General features: G+C 64.9%; 19 protein-coding genes. 6 read left to right on the top strand and 13 right to left on the bottom strand.

Annotated elements, in window-relative coordinates; all coding sequences use genetic code 11:
- Positions 1-197: 197 nt before the first annotated feature.
- From E1832_RS05060 to E1832_RS05030, 7 genes are all read right to left on the bottom strand, one after another.
- Positions 198-1,619, bottom strand: a complete 1,422-nt coding sequence (locus E1832_RS05060) for a mannose-1-phosphate guanylyltransferase/mannose-6-phosphate isomerase (protein WP_133358655.1) — start codon at positions 1,617-1,619, stop codon at positions 198-200.
- A gap of 82 nt (positions 1,620-1,701) precedes the next feature.
- The gene (locus tag E1832_RS05055; RefSeq protein ID WP_133358646.1) at positions 1,702-2,868 is read right to left on the bottom strand and encodes a DegT/DnrJ/EryC1/StrS family aminotransferase; all 1,167 of its coding nucleotides are present in this window, start codon (positions 2,866-2,868) and stop codon (positions 1,702-1,704) included.
- Complete coding sequence (locus E1832_RS05050) at positions 2,865-3,800, bottom strand: GDP-L-fucose synthase family protein (RefSeq protein ID WP_133358645.1); 936 nt, start codon at positions 3,798-3,800, stop codon at positions 2,865-2,867. The genes E1832_RS05055 and E1832_RS05050 overlap by 4 nt, the downstream gene beginning before the upstream one ends.
- Positions 3,801-3,804: 4 nt before the next feature.
- Positions 3,805-4,926 (bottom strand): GDP-mannose 4,6-dehydratase, encoded by a 1,122-nt coding sequence (gene gmd / locus E1832_RS05045; protein ID WP_133358644.1) that lies wholly within the window; start codon positions 4,924-4,926, stop codon positions 3,805-3,807.
- A gap of 75 nt (positions 4,927-5,001) precedes the next feature.
- The gene (locus E1832_RS05040) at positions 5,002-5,997 is read right to left on the bottom strand and encodes a glycosyltransferase family 2 protein (RefSeq protein ID WP_133358643.1); all 996 of its coding nucleotides are present in this window, start codon (positions 5,995-5,997) and stop codon (positions 5,002-5,004) included.
- Entirely contained in the window at positions 5,994-6,944 is a 951-nt protein-coding gene (locus E1832_RS05035; protein WP_133358642.1) for a glycosyltransferase family 2 protein, read from the bottom strand. The genes E1832_RS05040 and E1832_RS05035 overlap by 4 nt, the downstream gene beginning before the upstream one ends.
- Positions 6,945-6,957: 13 nt before the next feature.
- Complete coding sequence (locus tag E1832_RS05030; protein ID WP_133358641.1) at positions 6,958-7,527, bottom strand: hypothetical protein; 570 nt, start codon at positions 7,525-7,527, stop codon at positions 6,958-6,960.
- A 180-nt stretch (positions 7,528-7,707) separates the two neighbouring features.
- Between E1832_RS05030 and E1832_RS05025 the strand changes: the two genes are divergently transcribed.
- On the top strand, positions 7,708-8,727 hold the full coding sequence (locus E1832_RS05025; protein ID WP_133358640.1) for a hypothetical protein: 1,020 nt from the start codon (positions 7,708-7,710) through the stop codon (positions 8,725-8,727).
- A 188-nt stretch (positions 8,728-8,915) separates the two neighbouring features.
- Complete coding sequence (locus E1832_RS05020) at positions 8,916-9,791, top strand: sulfotransferase (RefSeq protein ID WP_133358639.1); 876 nt, start codon at positions 8,916-8,918, stop codon at positions 9,789-9,791.
- Positions 9,792-9,822: 31 nt separating this feature from the next.
- Here the strand turns inward: E1832_RS05020 and E1832_RS05015 are convergent, their stop codons facing one another.
- Both E1832_RS05015 and E1832_RS05010 read right to left on the bottom strand, forming a co-directional pair.
- Positions 9,823-12,120, bottom strand: a complete 2,298-nt coding sequence (locus E1832_RS05015) for a glycosyltransferase (protein ID WP_133358638.1) — start codon at positions 12,118-12,120, stop codon at positions 9,823-9,825.
- Positions 12,121-12,139: 19 nt separating this feature from the next.
- On the bottom strand, positions 12,140-12,628 hold the full coding sequence (locus E1832_RS05010; RefSeq protein ID WP_133358637.1) for a hypothetical protein: 489 nt from the start codon (positions 12,626-12,628) through the stop codon (positions 12,140-12,142).
- Between the two features lie 244 nt (positions 12,629-12,872).
- Here E1832_RS05010 and E1832_RS22420 point away from each other — a divergent pair, with 244 nt between their 5' ends.
- The 3 genes from E1832_RS22420 to E1832_RS05000 all read left to right on the top strand — a co-directional run bounded on the left by E1832_RS22420 (position 12,873) and on the right by E1832_RS05000 (position 17,745).
- Positions 12,873-14,282 carry a DUF6212 domain-containing protein gene (locus E1832_RS22420; RefSeq protein ID WP_165978798.1) on the top strand — a complete coding sequence of 470 codons (1,410 nt, stop codon included), beginning with the start codon at positions 12,873-12,875 and terminating at the stop codon, positions 14,280-14,282.
- On the top strand, positions 14,279-16,897 hold the full coding sequence (locus E1832_RS05005; RefSeq protein ID WP_165978797.1) for a glycosyltransferase: 2,619 nt from the start codon (positions 14,279-14,281) through the stop codon (positions 16,895-16,897). Before E1832_RS22420 ends, E1832_RS05005 begins: the two co-directional genes overlap by 4 nt.
- A gap of 110 nt (positions 16,898-17,007) precedes the next feature.
- On the top strand, positions 17,008-17,745 hold the full coding sequence (locus E1832_RS05000; RefSeq protein WP_133358635.1) for a sulfotransferase: 738 nt from the start codon (positions 17,008-17,010) through the stop codon (positions 17,743-17,745).
- A 43-nt stretch (positions 17,746-17,788) separates the two neighbouring features.
- On the opposite strand, the gene E1832_RS04995 is transcribed toward E1832_RS05000, so the two are convergent.
- The 4 genes from E1832_RS04995 to E1832_RS04980 are packed head-to-tail and all read right to left on the bottom strand — an operon-like array spanning position 17,789 to position 23,808.
- Positions 17,789-19,684 carry a hypothetical protein gene (locus tag E1832_RS04995; RefSeq protein ID WP_133358634.1) on the bottom strand — a complete coding sequence of 632 codons (1,896 nt, stop codon included), beginning with the start codon at positions 19,682-19,684 and terminating at the stop codon, positions 17,789-17,791.
- Between the two features lie 57 nt (positions 19,685-19,741).
- Positions 19,742-20,743 (bottom strand): sulfotransferase family protein, encoded by a 1,002-nt coding sequence (locus E1832_RS04990; RefSeq protein ID WP_133358633.1) that lies wholly within the window; start codon positions 20,741-20,743, stop codon positions 19,742-19,744.
- A gap of 6 nt (positions 20,744-20,749) precedes the next feature.
- On the bottom strand, positions 20,750-23,305 hold the full coding sequence (locus E1832_RS04985) for a rhamnan synthesis F family protein (RefSeq protein WP_133358632.1): 2,556 nt from the start codon (positions 23,303-23,305) through the stop codon (positions 20,750-20,752).
- Entirely contained in the window at positions 23,302-23,808 is a 507-nt protein-coding gene (locus E1832_RS04980; RefSeq protein WP_133358631.1) for a hypothetical protein, read from the bottom strand. Before E1832_RS04980 ends, E1832_RS04985 begins: the two co-directional genes overlap by 4 nt.
- 256 nt (positions 23,809-24,064) lie before the next feature.
- Here E1832_RS04980 and E1832_RS04975 point away from each other — a divergent pair, with 256 nt between their 5' ends.
- On the top strand, positions 24,065-24,976 hold the full coding sequence (locus tag E1832_RS04975; protein ID WP_245513834.1) for an NAD-dependent epimerase/dehydratase family protein: 912 nt from the start codon (positions 24,065-24,067) through the stop codon (positions 24,974-24,976).
- Positions 24,977-25,027: the final 51 nt, after the last annotated feature.

The following is a 25,027-nucleotide window of genomic DNA, read 5'->3' as shown; positions in this document are numbered from 1 at the left end:
CCACCCCATCGCTTACTGTCAATTTCGCTCACGCTGCCACCTTCGTCGTCATCTTGGTGTACATCTCGAACAGCTTTTCCGACCGTTCGGTATCGTTGCGGAAGCGGCGGCCGATGTAGATGCGTTCCAGCACCTTGTGGCGCAGGCATTGCCAGTTGGACCGCCAAGCGCAGCTCTTTCCTCGCGCCGGCAGGTGCTCACCCCCGGGCGTAGACATCCTCATAGCGGATGATGTCGTCCTCGCCGAGGTAGGTTCCGGTCTGCACCTCGATCAGCACCATCGGCACCTTGCCCGGGTTCTCCATCCGGTGCACCGCGCCGAGCGGGATATAGACCGATTGGTTCTCGCTGATCAGTTTAACCTCATCGTCCACCGTCACCCTGGCGGTGCCCTCGACCACGATCCAGTGCTCGGACCGGTGGTGGTGGCTCTGCAGCGACAACGCCGCGCCGGGGTGCACGTGGATCCGCTTCACCTGGAAGCGGTCCCCCAGCACCAGGGTCTCGAACCAGCCCCAGGGGCGGTGATCCTTGGGAAAGGACTCGGCCTGCTTGGCCTGTTTCGCCTTCAGCGCGGCGACCGCCTGTTTCACGTCCTGGGCGCGGGAGACGTCGGCCACCAGCACCGCGTCGGGCATCGCCACCGCGATGATGTTCTTCAGCCCGATCCCCACCACCTCGAGGCTGGCATCCTCCGAGCGCAGCAGCGTGTTCTCGCAGTCGATCGCGGTGGCCGCCCCGGTGGTGACGACGCCGGCGGCGTCCGGCCCGGTCTCGCGCCAGACCGCGTCCCAGCCGCCGAGGTCGGACCAGCCGGCCGCGAAGGGCACCACCGAGAGGTTCGCCGCCCGCTCCATCACCGCGTAGTCGATCGAGATGTCGCCGGCCCCCGCCCAGGCCTCCGGGTCGAGCCGGAAGAAGCCCAGGTCGGGCCGCCCCCGCTCCAGCGCCGCCTGCACCGGGGCGATCAGCTCCGGCGCATGGGCGCGGAACGCGGCGAGAATGGTCTTGACCGCGAACAGGAAGATGCCGGCGTTCCACAGGTAGCTGCCGGCCTGCACCATGTCCTCGGCGCGGGCGGCATCGGGTTTCTCGACAAACCGTTTCAGCGCCAGCGGCCGGGCGGCGAAATCGCCGGGATCCTCGGAAAGCTCAAGATAGCCATATCCGGTTTCCGCATGCGTCGGCTTGATGCCGAAGGTCACCAGCTGGCCGGCACGGGCGGCGGGCACCCCGGCCGCCACCGCGGCGCGGAAGGCGGGCGCGTCGGGCACCACGTGATCCGAGGGCGCCACCAGCATCAGCCCCTCGGGATCGCTCTTTTCCAGCCAGAGCGCGGCGGCCAGCACCGCCGGCGCCGTATTGCGCCCCTGCGGCTCGATCAGCACCGCGCCGGGATCGATGCCCGCCCCGGCCAGCTGCTCGGTCACGATGAAGCGGAAATCGGAATTGGTCAGCACCACGGGCGGCGCGAACCCCTCCCCCGAGAGCCGCGCCGCCGAGGCCTGGAACAGCGTCCTGTCCCCGACCAGCGGCACGAATTGTTTCGGATAGCTCTTGCGCGACAGCGGCCAGAGCCGGGTGCCGGAGCCGCCGCACAGAAGGATGGGGGTGATCATCGGCGAAACAGAATCTGTCATTTCAAAGCATACCTTTTCCAAATCATGTCCCGGCCGCGGCGCGGGTGATGTCCGGGCGATCTCAGATCCGGCTCAGCGCCTCGATCGCCTCGGGAATCGGATAATGATGGTTGCCCACGAAAAGCCCGTTGGCGTCGATATAGTCGGCGTTCTTCAGCGGCCCGTGGATTTCATAGTCGAAATATTTCAGGACCTCGTTCTTGGCGAAATTGCCGGCCACGATCGGGCGGCATTCGAAGCCGGCCGCGTTCAGCTCGCGCACCACCTCGCGCCGGTCCAGGTCCAGCCCCGGGCGCAGCACCAGGCTGAAGCCGAACCACGAGCTCTGGCCGATCTCCTTCTGGATCATGAACCTGGGATGGTTGCCCAGCTGCGCCTGCAGCAGCGCGCCGTTGGCGCGGCGCCCGGCGATCAGCCCGGGCAGCTTCTTCAGCTGCGCCCGCCCCAGCGCGCCGGACATCTCCAGCGGCCGCAGGTTGTAGCCCGGCAGCACGAAGCGGAAGCTCTCCTCGAAGGGATCGTCGCTCTTCTCGCCGGTCACATGGTTGAACTTGGGCAGATTGCGGGTCCAGCCATGGGCGCGCAGGCTCAGCATCACATGATAGAGCTCCTCGTCGTCCACCGCCACGATACCGCCTTCCATCGTCGAGATGTGATGCGAGAAGAAGGCCGAATAGCTGCCCATCACCCCGAAGGTGCCGGCCTGCCCGCCGTTGAAGGTGGCGCCCATGCTTTCGCAATTGTCCTCGACCACCACGATGTCGCGGCCCTGGGTGATCGCCGCGATCCGGTCGAAGTCGTTGGGGTTGCCCAGCAGGTTGACCACCATGATGGCACGGGTCCGGTCGCTGACCGCCGCCGCCAGCGCGTCGAGATCGTAGTTCAGCGTCGCCAGGTCGATATCGACGAATTTCACCTTCAGCCCGTATTGGCAGAGCGGGAAGTAGGTGGTCGACCAGCTCACCGCCGGCACGATGATCTCGTCGCCGCGCCGCAGTTTCAGCGTTTCGTTCCCGGTGAAGAACAGCGCCGCGATCATCAGCAGGTTGGCGGAGGAGCCGGAATTGACCATGACCGCGTGGTTCGAGCCGAAATGGGCGGCAAACTCCGCCTCGAAGGCGGCGACCTCGGGGCCCATGGAATACATGTCCGAGGCGATCACGCGCTGCAGCGCGTCATATTCCTCCTGATCCCAGGACGAGGTGGCAAGCGGATAGAGAACACTCATGCGGCGTAATGCTCCAGGTAATGGCGGTAGGTCTGCGCGAGGCCGTCCCGCAGCGTGGTCGGCGCCGTCCAGCCCCAGGCGGTCTGACGGGTGGTCGCGCAGAGTTTCCGTTTCATCCCCACCGGCCTGGAAAGATCGTGGGTGAAGATGCCGGCCCAGCCGATCACCCCGGCCACGGCGGCGTAATAGTCGTTGATCGCATGATCGTGCCCCAGCCCGATGTTCATCGCCCCGGGCAGGGCCTCGATCCCGGCGGCCGCCTTCCAGATCGCATCGGCCAGATCGCCGGCGAACATGAATTCGCGCCGGGCGGTGCCGTCGCCCCAGATCTCGACGGACCCGAGGCCCCGGGTCTTTGCCTCATGCACCTTGTGGATGATGGCGGGCACCAGATGCGAGCGGCCGGGATCGAACGTGTCATAGAGCCCGTAGAGGTTGCAGGGGATCAGCGTCTTGTACTGCGCCTGCGCATCCTCGCGGCGGATATAGTCGCACAGCCGCATGGTCATGATCTTGGCCAGCGCATAGCCTTCGTTGGTCGGCTCCAGCTCTCCGGTCAGGATCATCTCCTCGCTCAGCGGGTTGGGCGCGGCGCGCGGATACATGCAGGTCGAGGCCAGATTCAGCAGGCGCCGGACGCCGGCCCGATGCGCCGCCATCACCACATTGCGCCCCATGGTCATGTTCTGGTCGAGAAAGGCGACCGGATGCGCCATGTTGGCCTGGATGCCGCCGACCCGGCCGGCGGCATGGATCACCATGTCGGGGCGGTGCCGGTCGAAAAAATCCGTCACCGCGCCGGCATCGGTCAGGTCCAGCTCGGCGCTGCCCGGCGCCAGGACGGTCCAGTCCCGCGCCGCCGGATGCGCCAGGATGTTGCGCCCCACCATGCCGGTCCCGCCGGTCAGCAGCAGGCGGCCCCTCGCCCCCATCGCCTCAGTCCTCCCGCGACATCGGGGCGCTGTAGCCGTGATCGGCCAGGATGCGGGCGCGCCGCGCCGCCTCGAGATCCGCGGCCACCATCTCGGCGCACATCGCCTGCGCGGTGATCTCCGGCTCCCAGCCCAGCTTTGCCCTGGCTTTCGACGGATCGCCCAGCAGCGTCTCCACCTCGGCGGGGCGGAAATACCGCGGGTCGATGCGCAGCACCACGTCGCCGGGCCTGAGCGCCGGCGCCTTGTCGCCGCTGACCGCCTCGACCACGGCGATCTCGTCGACGCCGTCGCCCTCGAAGCGCAGCGCGATCCCCAGTTCCCCGGCGCTCCACTGGATGAACTGGCGCACCGAATACTGCTTGCCGGTGGCGATGACGAAATCATCGGGCGCCTCCTGCTGCAGCATCATCCACTGCATGCGCACGTAATCCTTGGCATGGCCCCAGTCGCGCAGCGCGTCGATATTGCCCATGTAGAGACAGGAATCGAGGCCCTGGGCGATATTGGCGAGCCCCCGGGTGATCTTGCGGGTGACGAAGGTCTCGCCGCGGCGCGGGCTCTCGTGGTTGAACAGGATGCCGTTGCAGGCATAGATGCCATAGGCCTCGCGGTAGTTCACCGTGATCCAGTAGGCATACATCTTGGCCACCGCGTAAGGCGAGCGCGGGTGGAAGGGGGTGGTTTCGGTCTGCGGCGTCTCTGCCACCTTCCCGTAGAGTTCCGAGGTCGAGGCCTGATAGAACCGCGTGGTCTTCTCCAGCCCGAGAAAGCGGATCGCCTCCAGCAGCCGCAGCGCGCCCATGGCATCCACGTCGGCGGTATATTCGGGGGCCTCGAAACTGACCGCCACATGGCTCTGCGCGCCGAGGTTGTAGACCTCGTCCGGGCGCACCTCCGAAAGGATGCGGGTCAGGTTCGAGCTGTCGGTCAGATCGCCGTAATGCAGCCTGAGCCGGGCGTGACTTTCATGCGGATCCTGAAAGATATGGTCGATCCGCTGGGTGTTGAACAGCGAGGCGCGGCGCTTGATGCCATGCACTTCATAGCCCTTCTCCAGCAGAAATTCGGCCAGATAGGATCCGTCCTGACCGGTGATCCCGGTGATAAGGGCGCGCTTGGTCATGCTCTGTCTCCCATGGCTGCGGCCATCCTGACACCGCCGGGTTGCGATTGGAACCGCAGCGGCCGCAAGACGGCCTCAGAACTCACGCAGAAATCCCAGCCGGTCACCCAGGTAGATGGCGGTGAGCCGGCGGATTTCGACGGTGTTGCGGGGCTGCTCGCCGAGACGCGTCCAGAATTCATCTTCCGGCAGCCCGGCCAGATCGGCCCGCGCCCGGTCGAAAACCTGGTTCAGCCCATGCGCGGGCACGTGGCGGCAGCACCACAGCACATGCTCGATCAGCCAGTGCAGATAGCGCGCGCGCAGCGCCGCGTCCTGCCCGGTCGCCTCCAGATGGCCGCGGATGGTCTCGGCGTGTTCGAAGATCTTCAACGGCTTCAGCCCCATGTCCGAAACGGTCTGGCCCGCGCGGGCCATGCGGTGGACATGGGTGACCGGGCTGAAGAAGGCAAACCGCTCGGCCCGCAATGTCGTCTCCCAATGGAAGGGGTTGTCCTCGTAGAAGAAATCCCCCACCGGGAACCGGATGCGGTGGCGCTCCAGAAAATCCCGGCTGTAGATCTTGCGCCACGGGAAGGGGGCCAGCCGCAGCACCGCCTCGCGCCTGGCCGTCAGGCTGCGCGCCTCGGGCAGGGTGTTCCAGACCTGCGCCTCGGGATAGCGGGTGTAGGCGCCGCTGTCGTTCCAGTATTCCTTGCAGCCGCAGACCGTCACATCCGGCGCCTTGCCCAGATGCAGCGCCGTCGCCCGGCGCAGCGCATGAGGCAGCACCCAGTCATCGCCGTCGACGAAGATCACCACCTCGCCGCTGGCCCGGTCGAGCCCGGCATTGGCCGCGCTGGCCACGCCGCCCGGCGTGTTGCGCGAGAAATAGACCGGCTCATAGCGCACCCGGCCGGCCGGCGCCGCCGCGCCGATCACGTCGGCCACCTGCCGGGTGGCATCGGTGGAGCCGTCGTCGACCACGATCAGCTCTAGATCGTCGAAGCCGGTGTCGATCACCGACTGCATCGCCGTGGCGATGAAGGCCTCGACATTATAGGTGGTGATGATGGCGCTGATCCGGGTCATGCGGTCTCTCCCGGGCGCGGCGTCTGCGCCGCCTCCCAGAAGGCCTCGACCGCCTCCCGGTACTGCGCCTGCCACAGCCGCGCCGCGTCGTCGCCCGCGGCGCAGAGCGGGCCGGTCAGCCAGCCGAACAGGTTGTCGCAGAAGTCGGCGAAAACCGGTTGCAGCACCCCGGCGTCGGGATGGGCCAGAAGTTCGTCCTCGATCCGGGACAGTTCGGCGAAGACGTCCATGCGCTTTTCGCCCACATATTGCGTCGCCCGGTCGGCATGCGGGATCTCGTAATGGGTCAGCAGCGGCGGCGCCCAGTAGAGGATGCCGAAGCTTTCGCTGCGCAGGAAGCTCTGCCAATGCGGGGCGATGTCCTCATGCATGCGCAGGTCGGGAAAGGTGATCGCGGCCCGCTGCAGGAAGGCGCGGCGATAAAGCTTGTTCCAGGGAAAGTTCACCGTCGCCAGCGCCCCCGGACGCTCCTTCAGCCGGAAGGTCTGCGCCGGAAAGGGGCTGTGGGGATCGCGGCTGAAGAACACCCGGTCCACCTGATGCATGTCGTAGGTGAAGCGGAGATCGGCACGGGTGCTGAGGTGATGCTTGAACATCACGAAATCCACCCCCGGCCCGAAGGGGGCCAGCCGCATCACGTCGAAGAAACAGGGCGCCAGCAGGTCGTCGGCGTCGAGGAACATCGCATAGTCGCGCGTGGCCAGTCCCAGCCCGGTATTGCGCGCCGCCGCCGGGCCGCCGTTCTCGGCCTGGCGGTGATAGGTGATCTCGACGTGATCAGGCATCTCGGCGGCGGCGACCAGATCGGCGGTGTCGTCCTCGGAGCAATCGTCGACGATCACCAGCTGCACCGGATCGGCCACCCCCCGGAAATACTCCAGATGCCGCGCGATCCCGTCCCGGTCGTTATAGGCGGGGATGACAAAACTGTAGCTGCGCGCGATCACGGCCTGCCGCCCGTCAGATCTTGAGCGCTTCGATGGCGCGCAGCGTCACGTCGAAGCTGCGGCCCTCGAAGAAGAACAGCACCTCGGCCGCGCGGGTCTGCGCCATGAGCTCCGGATCGAGCCGGATGAAGACCAGATCCTCCTGCTCTCCCCCGGTCAGCACCACCAGGTCGCGGGCAAAGACATCGCGGAACCCCTCGTCCAGCATGTGGCGAAGGCAGACCCGGAAGCGCGCCGGCCCGTCGCTGTCGCAGCGCAGGAAATGGCCCAGATAGCGGGCGTCCTGCAGGGTTTCGGGGGCCAGATCGTAGGACAGCGAATACCAGGGGCTGTCGCCGCGGTCGGACAGCTGCAGCCGCAGCCCCTCGCCCGTCTCCGCCGGCCCGACCGCGGTGACCACGCCGCTTCCGGCCAGAAAATCCAGCCAGATGCCGGGGGCGAGCTCATGGCGCGGCTCCGGGGTCTCAACCGGAGCCACGTCACGCCCCAGCGCCGCCAGCCGCGCATTCTGCGCCGCGAAGGGCTTCGCGCCGGCCTCGAAGGCCTCTGCAATCTTGGTGAGCAGCGTCTGCGTCGCGTCCATGAATTCGTCTCCTGCCTCTGCCCTCCCCGCATAAAATGCCCCACCTGCCGTTGCAAGCCGAAGACCGGGCGGATTTCCCCGCCCCGCCCCGTCCCGCCGCGCCCCACTGGGCAAAGCGGGCCCGAATTGCTAAGGCGTCCCGAGCCGGACGGTCTGCCGGCCCAGCAGGATCCACACGATATGTTCTCGACGCTCTACCTCCACATCGGTCAGGAAAAGACCGGCACCACCTCGATCCAGAGTTTCCTGCACGCCAACCGCGACGCCCTGCGGGATGCCGGGATCTTCACCCCCCGGTCCCTCGGCCGCGAGAACCACAAAGCCCTGGCCGCCTATGCCTTCGACGAGGGGTCGGGGGACATTTCGGTGACGTCGGTGCGCGCGCCTCACAAAAGCGGCAGCGTCGAGGCCTACCGCGCCGGGGTCGCGGCCGCGCTCAGCCGGGAGGTTTCGGACTCCGCCGCGCAGGTGGGGGTGATCTCCTCCGAGGATCTCTCCCGGCTCTATACCGCCCGCGAGGTCGGCCGGGTGGTCGATCTGCTGCGCCCCTTCTGCAAAGAGCTCAGGATCATCGTGCTCACCCGGCGGCAGGATCTGATGGCGTCCAGTCGCTATTACAGCTTCGTGCTCGGCGGCAGCCAGGCCGTTCAGATTCTTCCGACCGTCGATCAACTCACCACACCTCCCTACTACGATTACGCCCACAACATCGGGCTCTGGGCCGACGCGGTCGGAGACGCGAACGTGATCCTGCGGCGCTTTCCCGAACGGCCCTCCCGCGCGGGCTTCAACTCAGTGCGGACCTTCTGCGGCATCCTCGGGCTCGATGCCGCGGCCTATCAGATGGTCCAGCGGCAGCATGTCAGCCTGGATGCCGTCAATCAGATCATCCTGCAGAATTACAACGCCCTGACACAAAACCCCGATCCAGCCGGCATCGAACGACTCAAGGACCAGCTTGTCCTCCAGAACGACAGCACCCTGCGCTATATTTCTAGCCGGGCACAGGCCGAGCGGTTCTACGCTCATTTCCACGCCGACAATCAGGCCCTGTTCCGGCGGCTGAAGGCCGAGGACGAAGCCTTCTCCCTAGATTTTTCCATGTACCCGAAAGAAAATATGCGGACGCGGTTTCAGCGACAGGCAATCCAGCGGCTGCTTGCCCTGCTGACACGGTCCGACGCCGAGACTGAGACTTAAATGACATCGCCCCCGATTCTCCCGCCAAAAGCAATCCCCGGAGACCCGGACATGCTGCACGGGATAAAGAACCGCACCAGGTCGTTCATGGTCTAATGTCGGGATAGCCTTCAGGGGGATGGCCGCCACGGTTCCAGACCGACAGATCCCAGCGCAGAAAATTCCTCAAAAGGCTTGACCTGTTCACGATGCTGAGTGAGGCAGGCAACAGGATCCAAAGACGGGCAGCGGAAAGGGTGACAGGCTTGGAAGACTTGCTAAAACGTTGTGTATTCCTGATTGGAAGACAGCGATCCGGAACCACCGTCCTGCGCCGGAGCCTGGCGAGCCATCCCCAAGTGCATGATTTGGGAGAGATCATGCACCCCGCGCATCAGAACGGGTTCTACAGTCAACTCTGCAAAAGGCTGAATCAGGATCTACCCCAAGGCGCACACAACAAGTGGCTGCAGATCTTGACCGAAACCCTGCAGCAGGTATCAAAGAATGACCCGCCCTCGCAGCGGTATATCATTGATCTCAAATACAACATGACGCTGTCCTTCGGGACCACCTTCAAGGGAGGGCGCCCGGAGAATGCCCTGCTGCAGCATCTGGCCGCAAAGAACGCCCGCGTCATCCAGATCATCCGGCGCAACAAGCTGAAACTGCTGGTCTCCGAACGCGTCGCCCTGAAGACAAACCAGTGGGAACTGTCCGCCGGGGCGGGCGAGAAAAAGAAGGTCGAAGTGTTCATCAGCCCGGTGACCCTGGGCCTGAAGCTGCAGCAGGAAATGGCCCAAGACACCTATTTTCTCGAACAGACCCAGACCATGAAAAACAAGCTGACCCTCGTCTATGAGGACATGTTCACCGAAGACGGCAGCTTCCGGCCCCGGATTTTCACCGATATTTCCAAAATGCTGCGGATCGATTCGAAAGGATTCGACCTGCAGCCGCAGCTTTCGAAACAGCGCGATAAAATGTCAGAGACCATCAGTAATTTCCCGCAGGTGCGGGGCGCCCTCCAGACCCTCGTCAAGGAAGGCGAGATACCCGCCTACTACGTGGACAGCCTGGACTGACAGCCCCCCCCCCCGGGGCGGCCCCCGTCCGTCACGCCTCCGGCTCTCCTCCGATGGTGTCGCGATAGACCCGCTCCAGCCGCTCGGCCATCAGCTGATAGCCGAATTTCGCCTCGAAGCCGGCCCGCGCGGCGCGCGACATCCGGTCGCGCAGATCGTCGTCCCCGACCAGCCGCGACAGCGCGGCGCACAGCGCCCGCTCGTCGCCCTCGGGCACCAGCAGCCCGTCGGCGCCGTCCTCGACCACCTCGGGCACGCCGCCGACGGCGAAGCCCACCGAGGGGATCGCATAGCGCGCGGCCTCGATATAGATCAGCCCGAAGGATTCATAGAGCGAGGGCGCCACGAAGATATCGGCCTGCCGCATCAGCGCGTCGGTCTCCTCGTCGGCCAGGAACCCGTGCCAGACCACCCGCTCCGGCCAGGCGGCGCAGAGATCCCTGACCAGCCTGAAATTCTCCTCGTCGACCTTGGCGCCGATCAGGTCGACGACGACGTCCTCATGCGTCTCCAGCAGCCGGTGCAGCGCCGGCACCAGATGGGCGATGCCCTTGCGCGTCTCCAGCCGCCCCAGGAACAGGACCCGCAGCGGCGCGCCCTCTGCCCGCGCCGCCTGGCGCGCCTCCAGCAGCCCCCCGGGCGCCTCGATATCGGCCAGCCCGTGCGGCACCACCGCATGCGGCCGGTCGAACAGGTCCATGCCGTAGACCCCGGAGATATCCCTGAGGATGGCGGTGGAGTTGGCCAGGATCATCGGGCAGCGCTTCAGCGCCTGGATCTCGGCGTTCATCACCCGCAGCACGTGGTTGCGATAGAATTCCTCGTTCTCGCGCCACTCGGGTTTCGACGGCAGGATCAGCCCGGTGCAGGTGTGCAGGCTCAGCACCGTGGGAAGGGTGCCGGCGGCGATCAGCGCCGCGCCCTCGACATCCCAGATCGGCGAGCTGGCCACCTGGAACCGCCGGCGCGGCTGGATCCGCTCGATCTCGGACAGCATCCGCTTGGAGGCATTGGCGGCGATCGCCGGCAGCCCCAGGCAGTCGCGCTCCTGCCCGGCCTCGCGCTCGAACCGGCCCAGGTTGTGGCTCCAGTAGCCGTGTTCGGTGAAATCGCAGAATTCCTGCGGCCGCTGGCGCCCCAGATGACCCAGAACCGTCACCTCGTGGCCCCGCTCGGCCAGGCCGCGCGCCACCAGGTTGCTCCAGCGCCCGATGCCGCCCTGCTGGGCAAACCCGTGGTCCTGCGAGAACATGCACAGCCGCAGCAGATCGCGGTCCGGCCCGTTGGCGCGCCGCAGCACCGCCGGCGCCGGCACGGCATGCCGCGCCAGCCGGGCCTGCGGATCGGCCCCGTCGCCTGTCCCGGTGCCTGTCCCGGTGCCGGCCTCGAGCGCCTCCATCGCGGCGTCGATGCCGTCGATGATCCCGCGCCGGGTCTGGTTCATCAGCGCCCGGAACCCGGTATGGTTCAGATTGCCGGCCGCCAGGGTTTCCACCTTCCACTTGAACTCGTTGGCGTAAAAGCTCTGCAGCCGCTCCACCGCCGCCGTCCAGCCAAGCGCGGGGCCGCCATGGCGAATCGCGAAATAGGCCGTGCTTTTCGCAATCGGGTACATGTTGGTGGCCACCTTCTTTTCGGTCCGCAGGTGGCTGGGGGCGTATTTGTGATGGATCTCCGCCTGCGGCAGCACCTCGGCGCGCAGTCCGGCATCGTCCATCCGCTTGTTCACGTCGGTCTCGTCGTAGAAATAGGCATAGACCTCGTCGAACCCGCCGATCCGGCGCAGATCCTCCAGCCGGAAGGTGACATTGGTCCCGGTCAGGCTGGGAAAGGTGTGCACATCGCCCGACAGCAGCGCGACGTAATCGGGATCGTCGCCGAAATAGGTCCGCCCCAGCGCATCGCAGGTGACATAGCGGGCCTGATAGTTGATGCCGTCGGCATCGCGGATGAACCCGCCCAGAGCCGACAGGCCCGGATCGGCCTCCAGCCGCGCCACCACCAGCTCCAGCCAGTCGGCCTCGGGGATGGCGTCGTCATCGATGAAGCTGATGTATCTGCCGGCGGCGTTGGCGATCGCGATATTGCGCGACACCGACAGGTTGACCTCGGGGTTCTGCAGCACCCGGACCCCCGGGCAGGTCTCGAGATACTCCGTGGTTCCGTCCGTCGAGGGGCCGTTGACCACCAGCACCTCGAAGGTGAAATCGCCGCGCAGCGCCTGCAGCGACCGCAGCGTGCGCGGCAGGGTCGTGATGCGGTTGTAGGTGCAGATCGCGATCGTGGCCAAACACTCCGGCGCGCCCTGCCCGGCTTCCAGTTCTGTCATATCCCCGCCCTCTGCGCGCTCAGATTCCGGCCGGCTCGCCGCCAGCCCCGTCCTGCAGTTTCCGCTCCAGCATGTCCAGACGCCGCATCGCCACCTGCGCGGCGATCTGCGCCGCCATCTCCTCGGGGCGGGGCACCGACAGCTTCAGCGTCTCGCCCGGGTTGACGGCGTTCCTGAACACGCTGAACCGGACCTGTCCGGCCACCCCGGCATCAAAGCGTTCGAACCGGTGCCTGTGCTCGGCGTTCCAGATCTCGAGCACATCCGTCAGCCTGAAAAACACCCTATGGCGCGCCGGCCCCTCCTTTTCGGGCAGGGGCATCTGTTCCGGCTTGCCCCAGACGCCATCGGTCTGGGTATTGAGATACAGCATCCCGTCGGGCGCCGAAAACCGCATGTTCAGCAGCAGATGCTGCGCCTCCGCATCGAGCAGCCGGACAAACCCGTTGGGGCCGGAAAAGTCGATCCTGATCTCGAGCCCGGGCATGAGCACGGCGTCTTGCAGCATGGGAATACCTCTTTGTCCGAACACGGGTCTTCGAAAGCCTGCCGGGGAGTGGATGTCAAGGCGGGGCGGCCGGGATCGCCGGAGCAAAGCGTTCAGCTCAGTTGAAACGACCGTCTATCTGCTCTAATCACCTCTTGTGGCGTGGCACGAAGGCCCTCCTAAAACTTTCAAAAGATCGAAATCGATTGTGGCACGTAACCGACCCCGCACCCCTTTACAAAAGCATTTTTCCAAGAGGTAGGCTTTGGCAGAATCCGGCGCGTTCTTTCTCTATTGTCTTGAACAGGAGAAACCTCTCCTTCACCCGCTCGTAGCAGAGGCGCGGGGCGCGCTGCAAACCGTTCCCGCGCCGGAGGGATCCAGCGAAGCGCGATCCAGCACGGCGTCCCCAAACCTCTATTGTCTTGGCGCGATCTGTTCCACACCGGCGCGCCGGGCCGACCTTGCTGCGGCTCTCACCCGCTTTGACCGGGATTTCGACACCGAAGCCGGGATCTGGGTTGTGCCGCCGGGCAAGGCGCCCCGGGATTTCGAAGCCTGGCTGAAGGACCGCAGCCTGACGCTCGCGGCCGGGGCTTTCGCCGCCCTGGGATCGGCAGAGCTCAATCTCGCGCGCGTGCGGGTGGACTACCAGACGCTGCTGGAGCGCTTTGAAACCCTGGTGCGCCGCCATGGTGCCGTCCGCGCGCCCAACCGTATCGTCGCCGGCCGCGTCCAGCCGACCGCAGCCACGGTCCGCCCGACGCCGGAGCAGAACGCCCTGAGCCAGATGCTGCCCGGCCAGCCCATGGGCCTGTCTGAAATCGAGCTTTACATACCCGATGTCCCGGACCATGGCGGCGCCGGCGACCTGGTGCTCACGCTCGGACTTCGGCATACGGATATACAGCACTCCGTCAGCCTCTCAGCGGATCAGTTGGGAACCGGCTGGAACGCCTTCCGCTTCCCCCGCGCGCTCCTGGACGATTCCGCAATGGCCGACATCTATCTGCACTGGACCGGGGAGGACGCCCATGCCCCCGCCCTCGCGCTCGGCCGCCCGAACCCGCTGCCGGAAGCCCGGGTTGTCCTCAACGGCACCCAGCTGCCGGCGCCGCTCGCAATGCGGGTCTGGAAGGCCGAGCCCGGCGCCCTCACCCATCCCAGCGTCACCGTCGACAAGCTGGACGGGATCACGGCGCCGGACACCGCGATGGGCAAGACCTTGCGCGGCGATCTGTCCTGGGGGCAGCTCTCCAGCCTCCGGTTCGTCGGGGAGAAACCGGAAACAGCCCCTGCCATGATCGTTTCAATCAAGGAGGCCGAGGGGCTGATCACGGTCCACCCGGTCGCCGGCGCGCCGGTCACCGCCGTCGTCGACGGGATCGAAGCCGGCAGGATCAACCGGGTGACCGGTCTGTTCCATCTGGCCTACAAGGACTGCAACCCGGTCGAGGTCGCCATAGGCCTCGCGCCCGAATCCGCCCCCGACGACGACCTCCTGCGCTATCTGGGGCCGTGGCATCGTGTCGACCCCCTGGAATGGGTCGAGGCCAACGCCGCCCCCGATCTGCCGTCCGACGGGCTGAAACGCATTGTCGTGGCCACCCGCATGGCCGACGACAAATCGCCGGCCTGGGCCTGGGCCTCGGTTGCAAGGATCAGTCTCTCATGAGTGATCCCGGCCGCCCCTCCACCCCGCCGCGCCTTGCCATCGTCATACCACTCTTCAAGCATTCGGGGCTGGTCTGGGAGGCGCTGGCCAGCGCGCTCGATCAGAACGGCGAAAACAGATACGGCATCGTCCTGGTCAACGATGGCTGCCCATTTGCGTCCAGCCACAGGGCCGGGCTGGCCGCCGCCGCCGCCGCCCCGGTTCCGTTCCGCTATATCCGGCAGACCAACCAGGGACTCAGTGGCGCCCGCAACACCGGGATCGACGTGGCCCTGGCGACGTGGCCCGATCTGGAGGGGATCTATTTTCTCGACGCCGACAACCGCCTCTCGCGGCGGTCCGTCCGCAACATGCTCGACGCCCTCGACGCGCATCCCGAGGCGGACTGGTTCTATCCCGATATCAAGATGATCGGCCTCAACAACATGTGCAGCATGCAGGGCCGCTACAATACCGCCCTGCACGCCGAGCTGAACATCTGCGAGGCCGGAAGCCTTGTCCGCAGGCGGGTATTCGACGCGGGGGTCCGCTACGACGAGGCGATGAAACACGGCTACGAGGACTGGGATTTCTGGTTCTCGGCAATCGATGCGGGGTTTGTGACCGGTCAGTATCTTCCCGGGATCGATTTCAGATACCGGCAACGCCCGGAAAGCATGTTGCGCGAATCCATACGCTCGGATCAGAAGATCCGGGCGTATATGCTCTCGAAACACCGCTGGCTCGATCGCCCGCGCGATCTGACCCGGAACCGCGACGATGATCCCGAGGCGAAATTCGCCCTGATCACGCCGGAGGGGGCCTGTTATCTGAACGAGGCCCGGACCGACTTCGAGACCTTCCCCCTGGACCGCCTCAAGGAGGATTTCTACCGGTGGCGGGAAAAGCAAGGCGCCTACGGGTTTCCCGGAAAGATCCTCTTCTCCAGCCGGCCGGCGCTGTCCGCGCTCGAGACGGAAGGTCTGTTGCCCTGGGCGGTCTGGGATCTGGAACAACGCCTGGAGACAGGCGCCAAGGCCGCCTCCCTGCGACTGGAGCAAAACAGGGAGATCGGGCTGTCCTTCGACGCGGAGCAGATCGCGGCCAAGGGCAGCGCGCAGATGCCGCCCGACCTGACCATGATATCCGCGAAAGTCCTGTCGAAAATCAGCCGGGACAAGGGCAGCCAGTGGTTCAGTTCCATCTGCACGGCCGCGCCCAAGCCAAAGCACTCGCTCCGGACAATACGCATCGGGTCCGGGCGCGATGAAACGTTCGGGGATTCAACCCTTCTTGCCGCCTCGGTGGGCCTGAAGATCTTTGATGACAATTACAATTCCGGGGAGGCCCGGTTCTGGGTTCCCCAAACCAATGGCCCGAAGAACCGCAAAGGGCGGGTCCGCAGCTTCGACCCCGAGCGCGAGGATTCGGTCCAGATCGCCCGGCCGGTGCAGAACGCCGGCCGGACGCAGATCGCCTTTGTGGTGCCGATCGCCGATTTCGGAGGGGTGGAGCGCGTCGCCTATCAGATCGCCAACACGCTGCCCGGAACCCTCTATGACTGCCATCTGGTCTGCCTCGGCTCCGGCAACATGCACATCCCGGACGAGTTCCGTTCCGCCTTCAGGACGATCAGCTGGTACCATTCCGACGCGCTGACCAAATTCGCGCGCGGCCCCTACCTGGGGACCTTTCTCGCCGCGGAACTCGGCAGGAAGGAGGCCCGTATCGCGGCCAGCCTGTTCGAGGGGATCGACGTCGCCATCAACTGCCACAGTTCGGATTTCTACAACCTCGCCGGCGACCTGAAACGCGCCGGCGTCCTGTGCCTCGACCACCAGCACATCCTCGAGCTGACGAGTGAGGGCCAGCCCGTCGGCTACCCGCTCCAGAGCCTGGCTTTCGAACACGCCTGCGAGGCCATCCTGACCTGCTCGCAACAACTCGCCGACTGGTTCCACCGCAATGGCATCCCTTCTGAGAAACTGGTCAAGGTGCGGAACGGACCGGGTATCCTGACCCGCACGGCGGATCTGGACCAGGTTGCCGAACGGGTTGCGGCCCGCAACCCGGCGGACGAAGCGGAGCGTCCGCTTCGGGCGCTGTTCCTCGGCCGGCTGGAGTACCAGAAGGGGATGGACCGCCTGATCAGGCTGATCGACCGGACGCAGGGGGACTGGGTCGAATGGCGGATCATCGGCAAGGCGATCGTCACCGGCAAGGAGCACGTCTACCCCAGCGCCAGCGGCATCGAGGTCGAGCCGCCGCTCTACAACAGCGCCCAGGTGAGGGCGACCCTCGCCTGGGCGGATGTGCTGATCCACCCGTCCCGCTACGAGGGGCTGCCCTTGGCGATCATCGATGCCATGTCCAACGGCGTGCCGGTGATCGCCACCGATGTCGGGGCGATCGAAGAGGTCGTCCTGCATGACCGCAACGGCTTCCTGCTGGCGGAGGACTCCTATGTCGAGCAGGCCGAAGCCCTTTTGAAGACTCTGGCCGGTGACAGAGCCCGCGTCATCGATATGGCGGCGGCCGCGGTGGCCCACGCCCGAAACCTGCAATGGGACCGGAACATCACGGCCCTTGAGGATCTGATCACCAGGCTGCGCGCGCCCAGACGCGTCCCGGCCTGAGACGCCGCGCGGGCAAAACAGGCGGCAAGACAGGCGGCAAGACTGGGGGGGAGGCCTGAAACCTGCCCCCCGGCCGGATCGCAAGACACACAGGACAGACTGGAGTACCGATGGGCCCCCCCCTCTACCCGACCCTATACGCGCCCTCGGAGGGCTATGTTTTCCTGGTCACCTACGGGCGCTCGGGCTCGACCCTGACTCAACGGCTCCTCAACTCCATCCCCGGCTACTGCATCCGCGGGGAAAACGGGAATCTGACCTATTTCCTGTCGAAGGTGTCCAGTTACGTGCGGGACAACGAGAATTACGTCTGGCGGCGAGAGGACATTCTCAAGCCGGAGGCCGGGCGGCACAGCTTCCTGCAGGACATCCTCGGGACCGCCAAGGATCCCTGGTACGGGGCCGAAAACGTCGATCCCGATGCGATGGAACGCGCGCTGATGGATATGTTCGTCAACCAGGTTCTCCGCCCGGGGCCGGGGTGCCGCGTCTGCGGCTTCAAGGAAATCCGCTTTCACGAAGATCCGGCGTTCTTCACCGCTCACCTCGAAACCCTCAGAAGAGCGTTTCCGAACAGCCGGTTCCTGTTCCAGACCCGCGATCATGCGGCGGTCGCCAATTCCAGTTGGTGGAGCAAGCTCCCGGCGGCGAAAATCGAGAGCATCCTGAGCCGCGCGGAAACGCTTTTCCGCAGTTTTTCAGTCAGCCATCCCGAATGCTGCTTTACCATCCAGTATGAGAAATTCGCCGCCGGCATAAGCTATGTGACGGAAATCTTCGATTTCCTCGGCGAGGTTCCGGATCCCGAGCGCGTGCAGGAGATTCTCGGCCACCGGCTCAGACACTAGGAGGCCGCCGCCGCGACCAGCGCGGCGGCACGTCCACGTCCGGTCATTTACGCAGCAGCCGGGACACCCGGCGCAAAGGTCCGGTAACGCGCCAGGAGGTGCTCTGCAGAAGTGCCTGAACATACTGCTCAAGTTCGCTGATCCTGCCCCCCAGGTCAGTCCGCTCCTGCTCGACACGGGCGCGCAGCTCTTCGCGCTCGGCTTCGAGATCCCTGAGCTGCGCGTCGTACTGTCCCCGTATCCGCTCGTGTTCGGCGGATGTCGCACGCTTGTCTTCCTCGGCCAGGCGCCGGGTCTCATCGAGCCGGCCGCGCAAGCTGTCGTTCTCTTCCGACAGCTGTTCCAGCCGCAGATTGAATTTCTTCTCCATTTCGGCCAGCTTCTCACCGGGATCGCTGCGGTTCAGCCGCTCATTCAGCCGGTCCTGCATGATCAACGCGTAGCGCCTGGTCATGTCCTGCAGATGCTCGGCATCCCGGTCCGCGCGCCTGGTGACATCCTCGTAGTCCTTCCGGACCGCGGCGACGGCGGCCTCCAGGCCGGCGATTTTCTCGCGGTCCCCGAGATGCTGACGGTGGAGGTCCTCCGCCTCCTGGCTGCGTTGTGCCAGGGCGCTCTGCAGGTGATGATTGGCCTGTTCCGCCTCGGTTAGGGCTTGCCGCTGGCTCTCGACGGCAGTTTCCAGATCCGCCCGCTCAGCTTCCACCGCCTGGACGTGGGCATTCAATCTGTGACCTTCGCCCCTGCTTTCCGCCAAAGCGGTGGCCAGCTGTTCCACCTCCTGTTCGGCTGCAGTTCGGGCCGCCAGTTCCGCCGCCATCCTTTCACCGAGACCGCTGGCGTCCAGACGCGTCTGCTCCAGGGCCTCGGAGACCTCTTTCAGCCTCTGCTCAGCGGCGCCCCGGCTTTTCTGTTCGGTGGCGTGATTGACGGCATGAGACTGCGATTGCGCTCTGACCTTCTCCAGTTCACCGGACAGCTCCTCGATCTGCCGCTGCAAGTGCTGGCCATGCAGACGCAATTCCTGCCCCCGGCACACCGCCCCCACGAAAGAAGACTCGGACAGATCAAGGCTTGAACGGATCCTGTCCAGGGTTTCATGGTCTGCCGCGTCCTCCCCCCCGGCCGCCCAGGATTCCAGAATCGAGAAGGTCTCTTCGATTCTTTCCGGCAGACTGTGGCTATACTGAATGGCCTGATCGCCATTCGAGAAATGGCGAAGGCTGTCGCTCAGAAAGCTGTTCACAGACGGGGCGGCCGTCGCAATGTCGCGGGGCCATGCGATGTCCAGCCCGGACCCGATTCGCTCGACCTCCTGCCCCCAGTCGGTCATCAGCCGGTCATAAGAGGTAAAGACGCGAGGACTGCCGCGGGTTTCCGCCTCGGCATCGAGGACATGGCGCAGCCACAGCAGCAGACCATACCCCTGTTCATAATTGGCCCAATGGGCCAGCGATGCCGCGACCGCAAGCGGATGCCTGTGGATGCAGGCATAGACCGGGCGGCATCCCGCATCGGACAGGGCCCGCTGCCAGAAGGGCATGAGACGGCAAAGACGCGGATCCTTCATCACGAAAAGATGAGACCGGCCGTATTCGGCCTCGATCGCCTCCACCGTCTGTTCGAGGAATTCATCCGCCTTGGGCGAGGCGAACCAGGTCGCCGGAAACCGCGGCAGGCTGAACCAGGTATACCCGGCGGAGGCGAGCAGCTTGTCATTGAGCCCGGTAATGCGGTTGGATTCGAAAAAACCCTTTGCATTCATGTCGGCGGGCCCCATCAGATCCTTCGGCAGATCGCCGCCCATATGCCCCAGAACCCCGGCCAGGGCCGAGGTGCCGGAGCGATGCATGCCGAGGACGACAAGGGCGGTGCGGGCGGGGGCGCGGGAGCGGCCGCGGCGGGAACCTTTGGCCTTAGTCGATTTACGGGATGTCATATTATTTTCCATAGCTGAGCGATGCCTGGAGAGGCCGGTGCTTCATCCAGATTTTCATCATGGCTTTACTTGTTCGTTCTGGAGTCGGGTGACGGCCCGCTCAAGCTCCGTGATCCGGTCGGCCTGTTGCACCACGATTTGCAGAACATGCTCAAGCAAACGCTCTCTGGCCGCCGCGGCATCGGGCGGCGCCGGCGGCGTATGAACCTGCCGGGTGAAATCAATGCTAAATTTCTCATTTATGAACTCAAACAGATGTTTGTTTTCGAGGATGACCTGCCCGGTGTCCTGATAAGAGAACGACCGGTCCAGAATCTCCTCGACCCTCGGCGTTTTGCTGAAATTAACACCGCGAAACGCGTTCTGGAAAACCTCAGGAACCACGCCGTCCCGCAGCCTGTCATTGTAAATGGCACGCAGCACGCCCTCGGCCACGTCGATCTGCTCCAGCATCCGTTGCTCCGGAACCTCGAGCGGCAGTCCCAGAACCGCGGAGAAATCCTCGACCACATTGCCGGACTTCATGAAGGGCCGGACGGTGAGGATGTCGTGAAAATCAGCTTCCCAGAGCTGAAACCCGGAATAGACCTTCACGATATGGCGGGAGAACTCCTGATACGACTGAATCCTGCCGGGATGCAGTTTGTGAAAGATTGCCCACTGGCTATAGGCGGAAGGCAGCCACTCATAGGGATCGCGGACATAAGCGATCAGGCGGACCGCAGCATGCTGTCTCAGTTCGGATACGAAGGGCGCGATTTGGCAGACCCCCGCATAAATGTCCTCGTTCGACAGGATAAAACGGTTCACCCCGCTCTGTGCCGCCTTTTCCCGCAGGGCGGCGAGGAATTTCCGGGCGTGATCCTTCATCTCCTCCGGCGCAGACTGAAAGAAGGCGCCCTGCCCCGCGATTCCATGAAAGCGCGGCTCGATAAGGTCGAACCACATCCCCAGATAGCTGTACCCCCTTTCGGCGAGTTGCCCCCCGCTATTCGCCAAGGCCGTCTGAATGGAAGACGTCCCTGTTTTCCCCATGCCAATATGCAGGATGACTTCCATTCAGCCTCAGACCCTCTGCTCGTCCAACTTGTGCACAAAGACCGCCTCCATCCCCAGATGGGCGGCCATCGCGGGCCAGAGCCGCTCGATCAGGTGGAATTCCGTTCCGTCATTGGCGATCGGCTCGTTGGGCCAGGGGTAGTTCTGCCCGAAAACCTCGTTCATCGCCAGCACAACCGGGCGCCGGGTCCAGAACATGTTTCCGACCGGGAACAGCAGCGGATTGCCCGGCATCGGCCCCGGCAGGCGGTCGGCGAATTTGGGCAGCAGCGCGCGCGAGGCGTTCCAGGGGACGTGATAGGGATCGAAGGGCGCGACCAGTCCGGTCCCCGCCTCGCCGATCCGCGCGATTGCCCCCGAGATCCGCGACGCGTCGCCCAGAAGAATGCGCATCAGGAACCGCCGCCAGATGTCCCCCCTATCGCTGGTAGAGAGCGACTTCTTCTGGTGCAGGTGGCACCAGATCTCATCGCTGCCGGCGGCGCCGCCCTCATGGAACAGCTCCATGAACGGCAGGATGTCGCGGCCCCGGTTCGGCACCAGCACCACCTCGGGGTCCAGCCCCTCGACGCCCATGATGGTGCGGATCTCGTCGGCCTTCTTCTCGCTGTCGGTGGTCACCACGATCCGCTGCGCCAGGTGGTAGGCGCGATAGCTTTGCATATCCTCGGCCAGATCGTCGGTGTAATAGGCGTGAATGTGCATCGAGAAATCGGGCACCTCCGCGGCGGTTACGGTGCCAAAGGGCGCCACCCGGCAGTTGCGGTGGATCCAGTTGTCGGACCGCTCCAGCTCCTCCTCCACCTCGGTCAGATCGCGCCAGATCAGCCGGCGGCGATAGCGCAGCATCTTCTCGCGCTCGCGGATGCGCAGCGGTGAGTCGTCGTCTTCTGCGGCAAAGATCACCGGCACGGCGATCTCGCTCGCCCCGCGGACGAAATAGCGCTGCTGCGCCAGTCGCTGGTACAGCGCGTCGCGCAGCCGCGCGAACAGCTTCGGCCGCGGCGGCGGCGCGGTCTTCTCGGCGGTGGCCTCCTTGCGCGGAAGCGCCAGGAGCGCCGTGGCAGCGGCCTCCGGATTGCCGTATTCGACCGCGGTGAAATGATCCGAGGCGCGGTAGACCGGATCGCCGAATCCCGAGGCGCCCTCGAACTGCACGATCCGGCAGCCGCGGTCGAGCGCGTCGAAGACCACGTTCGGCAGCGGATCGAGCCGGGAGGAGACGAACATCGCATCCGAGGCCGCCAGCACATCGGGATAGGCCGGGCCGGCCGGCAGCAGGAACAGGTTGCCCGCCGGATCGTCGGCGCCGATCTGGCCCAGATGATAGCTTATCCAGGCGCCAAAGTGCATATCCTCGAAGTTCAGCCCGTCGCCGATCCACAGGAACACGGTATCGGGATCGCGGGACCGGCAGATCTGCGCCGCCATCGCGAAGATGTCCGTGCCCTTGCGCCATTGCAGGTGGCCGGCCCCGCAAATCAGCCGCGCCTCCGACAGATCGCGCCCGACAAGCTCGGACAGACGCGCCCGCGCCTCGGCCTTATCCGCCGCGCCGACCCCGCCGATGGCAAAATCCCGCTGCGGCAGCACCGCCGTGTCGCGGGCCAGGTCGAACTCGATGTCCTTCAGCCGCCCCGCCCAGCTGTCGCGCACATGCTCCGAGGAGAACACCAGAAGATCCGTCAACAACGCCGTGAAGGTCGATTTATAGGCCGGAAAGGTATATTCGACATATTCATGCACATAGGCCAGGAACGGAATATCGCGCGCCACCAGCAGCGGCACGAAGACATAGCATTCCACCGAATTGAGAATGGCAAACTCGACCTTCGAGAAAATCTCTTCGGAATAGAAACCATATTCCTTCAGCGGCTGGTCGGTGATCAGCACCTCGCAGGCGTGATCCAGGAAATCCTCCAGCAGCGGCCCGTCGCGCCGGGACAGGACGATCACATTGTGGCTGCGCGCCGCTTCGCGCACCAGATCGAGCCCGACGACCGGCGCCCCCGTGCGGGAGAATTCATGCACCGCGATGATGCAGGTCGGCCGGTCGGGGGAATAGCGGCCGCGTCCGTGCCGCAACCGCTCGCGCAGATCGCCCAGCGTGGTCCGGCCCTCGGCCGCGCCATAAAGCAGGTAATGCAGCAGCGGATCCATCTTGACCCGCCCGATATCGATATGGTCCTCCCAGTACTGGCTCATCGAGAAATCTGACACCTGGGCATCGACCGGATCGCCCAGGTGAATGATCTCGCAGGCCAGGTGGCACGCGTCCGGCTGCCCCTCGGAGATGGCGGTTCTGAGATCCGGATCGATGACAAGATCGGCCAGAACAGTGTCTATTTCAGGGGTTTTCTCATGAATCTCGGCGTAAAACGTCGGCAGACGACCATCGGCCCGGCCCTGGTCCTCGAAATGCTGGCGCAGGCCCTCGGGATCCCCGGCCAGATCGGGAACCTGGTCGCCGTATCGTTCCGGGTCGAAGCGGAAATCGGGGCGGTCCTCGAAAACCCCGGCAACCACCGCGTATTTCTGCCAGATGCGATCCAGATCAATCATGCGTTGTCGTCCCAAACGAATGTGTCACGCAGCAGGTCGACAAACATCGCGTCCCCGACCGCGCGCCCTGTCATGAACTCGATAAACTCAGGCAACAGCGGGCTGGTCGCCACCATCCGCCCCAGCCGCAGCAGGCCGAGCCGGCCATCGGCGGACAGGTCCGCCTCCACATCGTGCACCCGGGTCCAGCCGCGGTCGGCCTGCGCCTCCAGTTCGGCCGCGTCGAACGGCCGGTCGAGATAGAGCAGAGGCCCGTCGGCCTGCCGCCAGGCCATCCGCAGCCAACCCAGCGCATCGCACAGAATGTCGCTGCTGCCCGCAGGCCGCTGCAGATGTTCGATGATGAAAAAATCCTTGCTCAGGGTCTCTGCCGTGTCGCGCGATACACCTGCATCCGGCAAAATCACCAGCGCCTTGAGACCCCGCCAGGACGTCTTCTCCGGCAGGTCTCCCACCGAGTGGTTCAGATCTCCCGGCAGGGCATCTGTGGTCACGATCAACATGAGCGGCTCTCGTTAAATACAATTCGAGAAAACATAAAAAGACGACCTTTCCCCTCTGTCGCGGCGTTGGTATCTCCCCTGCCAAGGGCTGTCCACTTGATATCATCAGCCTCCTATGTTTGGTGCTCTGAGAATGTTTTTTTAGAATTCAACTTCTTTGAGGCGGGTAACAATTGGGCAACTTCGGCTTCACTATTTTCGGAGATTGGCGGTGAAAGTACTCTTGATCGGAGGTTGCGGCTTCATAGGGTCGCACGTGATTGATCACCTCGTCGCGCAGGGGCTGCAGGTGCGTGTATATGACCGCCAGCCGGAGAGGTTCCGCCCCCCGGTCCCCGGTGTCGACTATCGTATGGGAGATCTGGCCGACACGACCCAGCTCTACGAGGCGGCAAACGGCGTGCAGGCGATCATCCACCTGGCCAGCACGACGGTGCCCTCGACCGCCAATCTCAATCCGGTCGCCGACATCACCGGCAACCTGATCGCCACCGTCCGCCTGCTCGAGATGATGCGCGCGACCGATATCCGCAAACTCGTCTACCTCTCCTCCGGCGGCACTGTTTACGGTGTGCCGGAGACGGACCCCGTCGCCGAGACCCACCCCCTGCACCCGATCAACTCTTACGGGATCGTCAAGGTCGCGATCGAGAATTACCTTTTCATGGAGCACAAGCTGCACGGGCTGCAGCATGTGATCCTGCGCGCCTCCAACCCCTATGGGCCGCGCCAAGGCCATACCGGCATCCAGGGGATCATCGGAACCCACCTGTGGCGCATCGCCCGCAACGAGCCGATCGAGGTCTGGGGAGACGGCAGCGTCGTACGCGATTTCATCCATGTGCGCGACCTCGCCAGGCTGTGTGTCAAGGCGATCCTGTCAGAGGTGACCGGCTGCTTCAATGCCGGCAGCGGCGAAGGCACCTCGGTCAACCAGATCGTCGAGGCCATCAACCGCTCGGTGCGGGCCACCGGCGGCGCTCCGGTCACCCCCATCTACAAACCCGGCCGCAGCTTCGATGTGCCGCGCGTGGTGCTCGACATCACCCGCGCCCGAAGCGAGATCGGCTGGGCCCCCGAGATCGGCCTGCAGGACGGGATTGACGACAGCTGGGAATGGGTCCGCAGCCACGTCTCCCCCCCTGCCGGACCGGCAGACCGCCCTTGACACACTCAGCGGCCCCCCAGACGGACATGAAAACACAATGCGCCCGCAGAA

It is taken from the genome of Antarcticimicrobium luteum (assembly GCF_004358185.1).
GTDB lineage: Bacteria > Pseudomonadota > Alphaproteobacteria > Rhodobacterales > Rhodobacteraceae > Antarcticimicrobium > Antarcticimicrobium luteum.
Note: the sequence above shows the minus strand (reverse complement) of the source record. Positions and strands in the feature narration are given on the sequence as shown.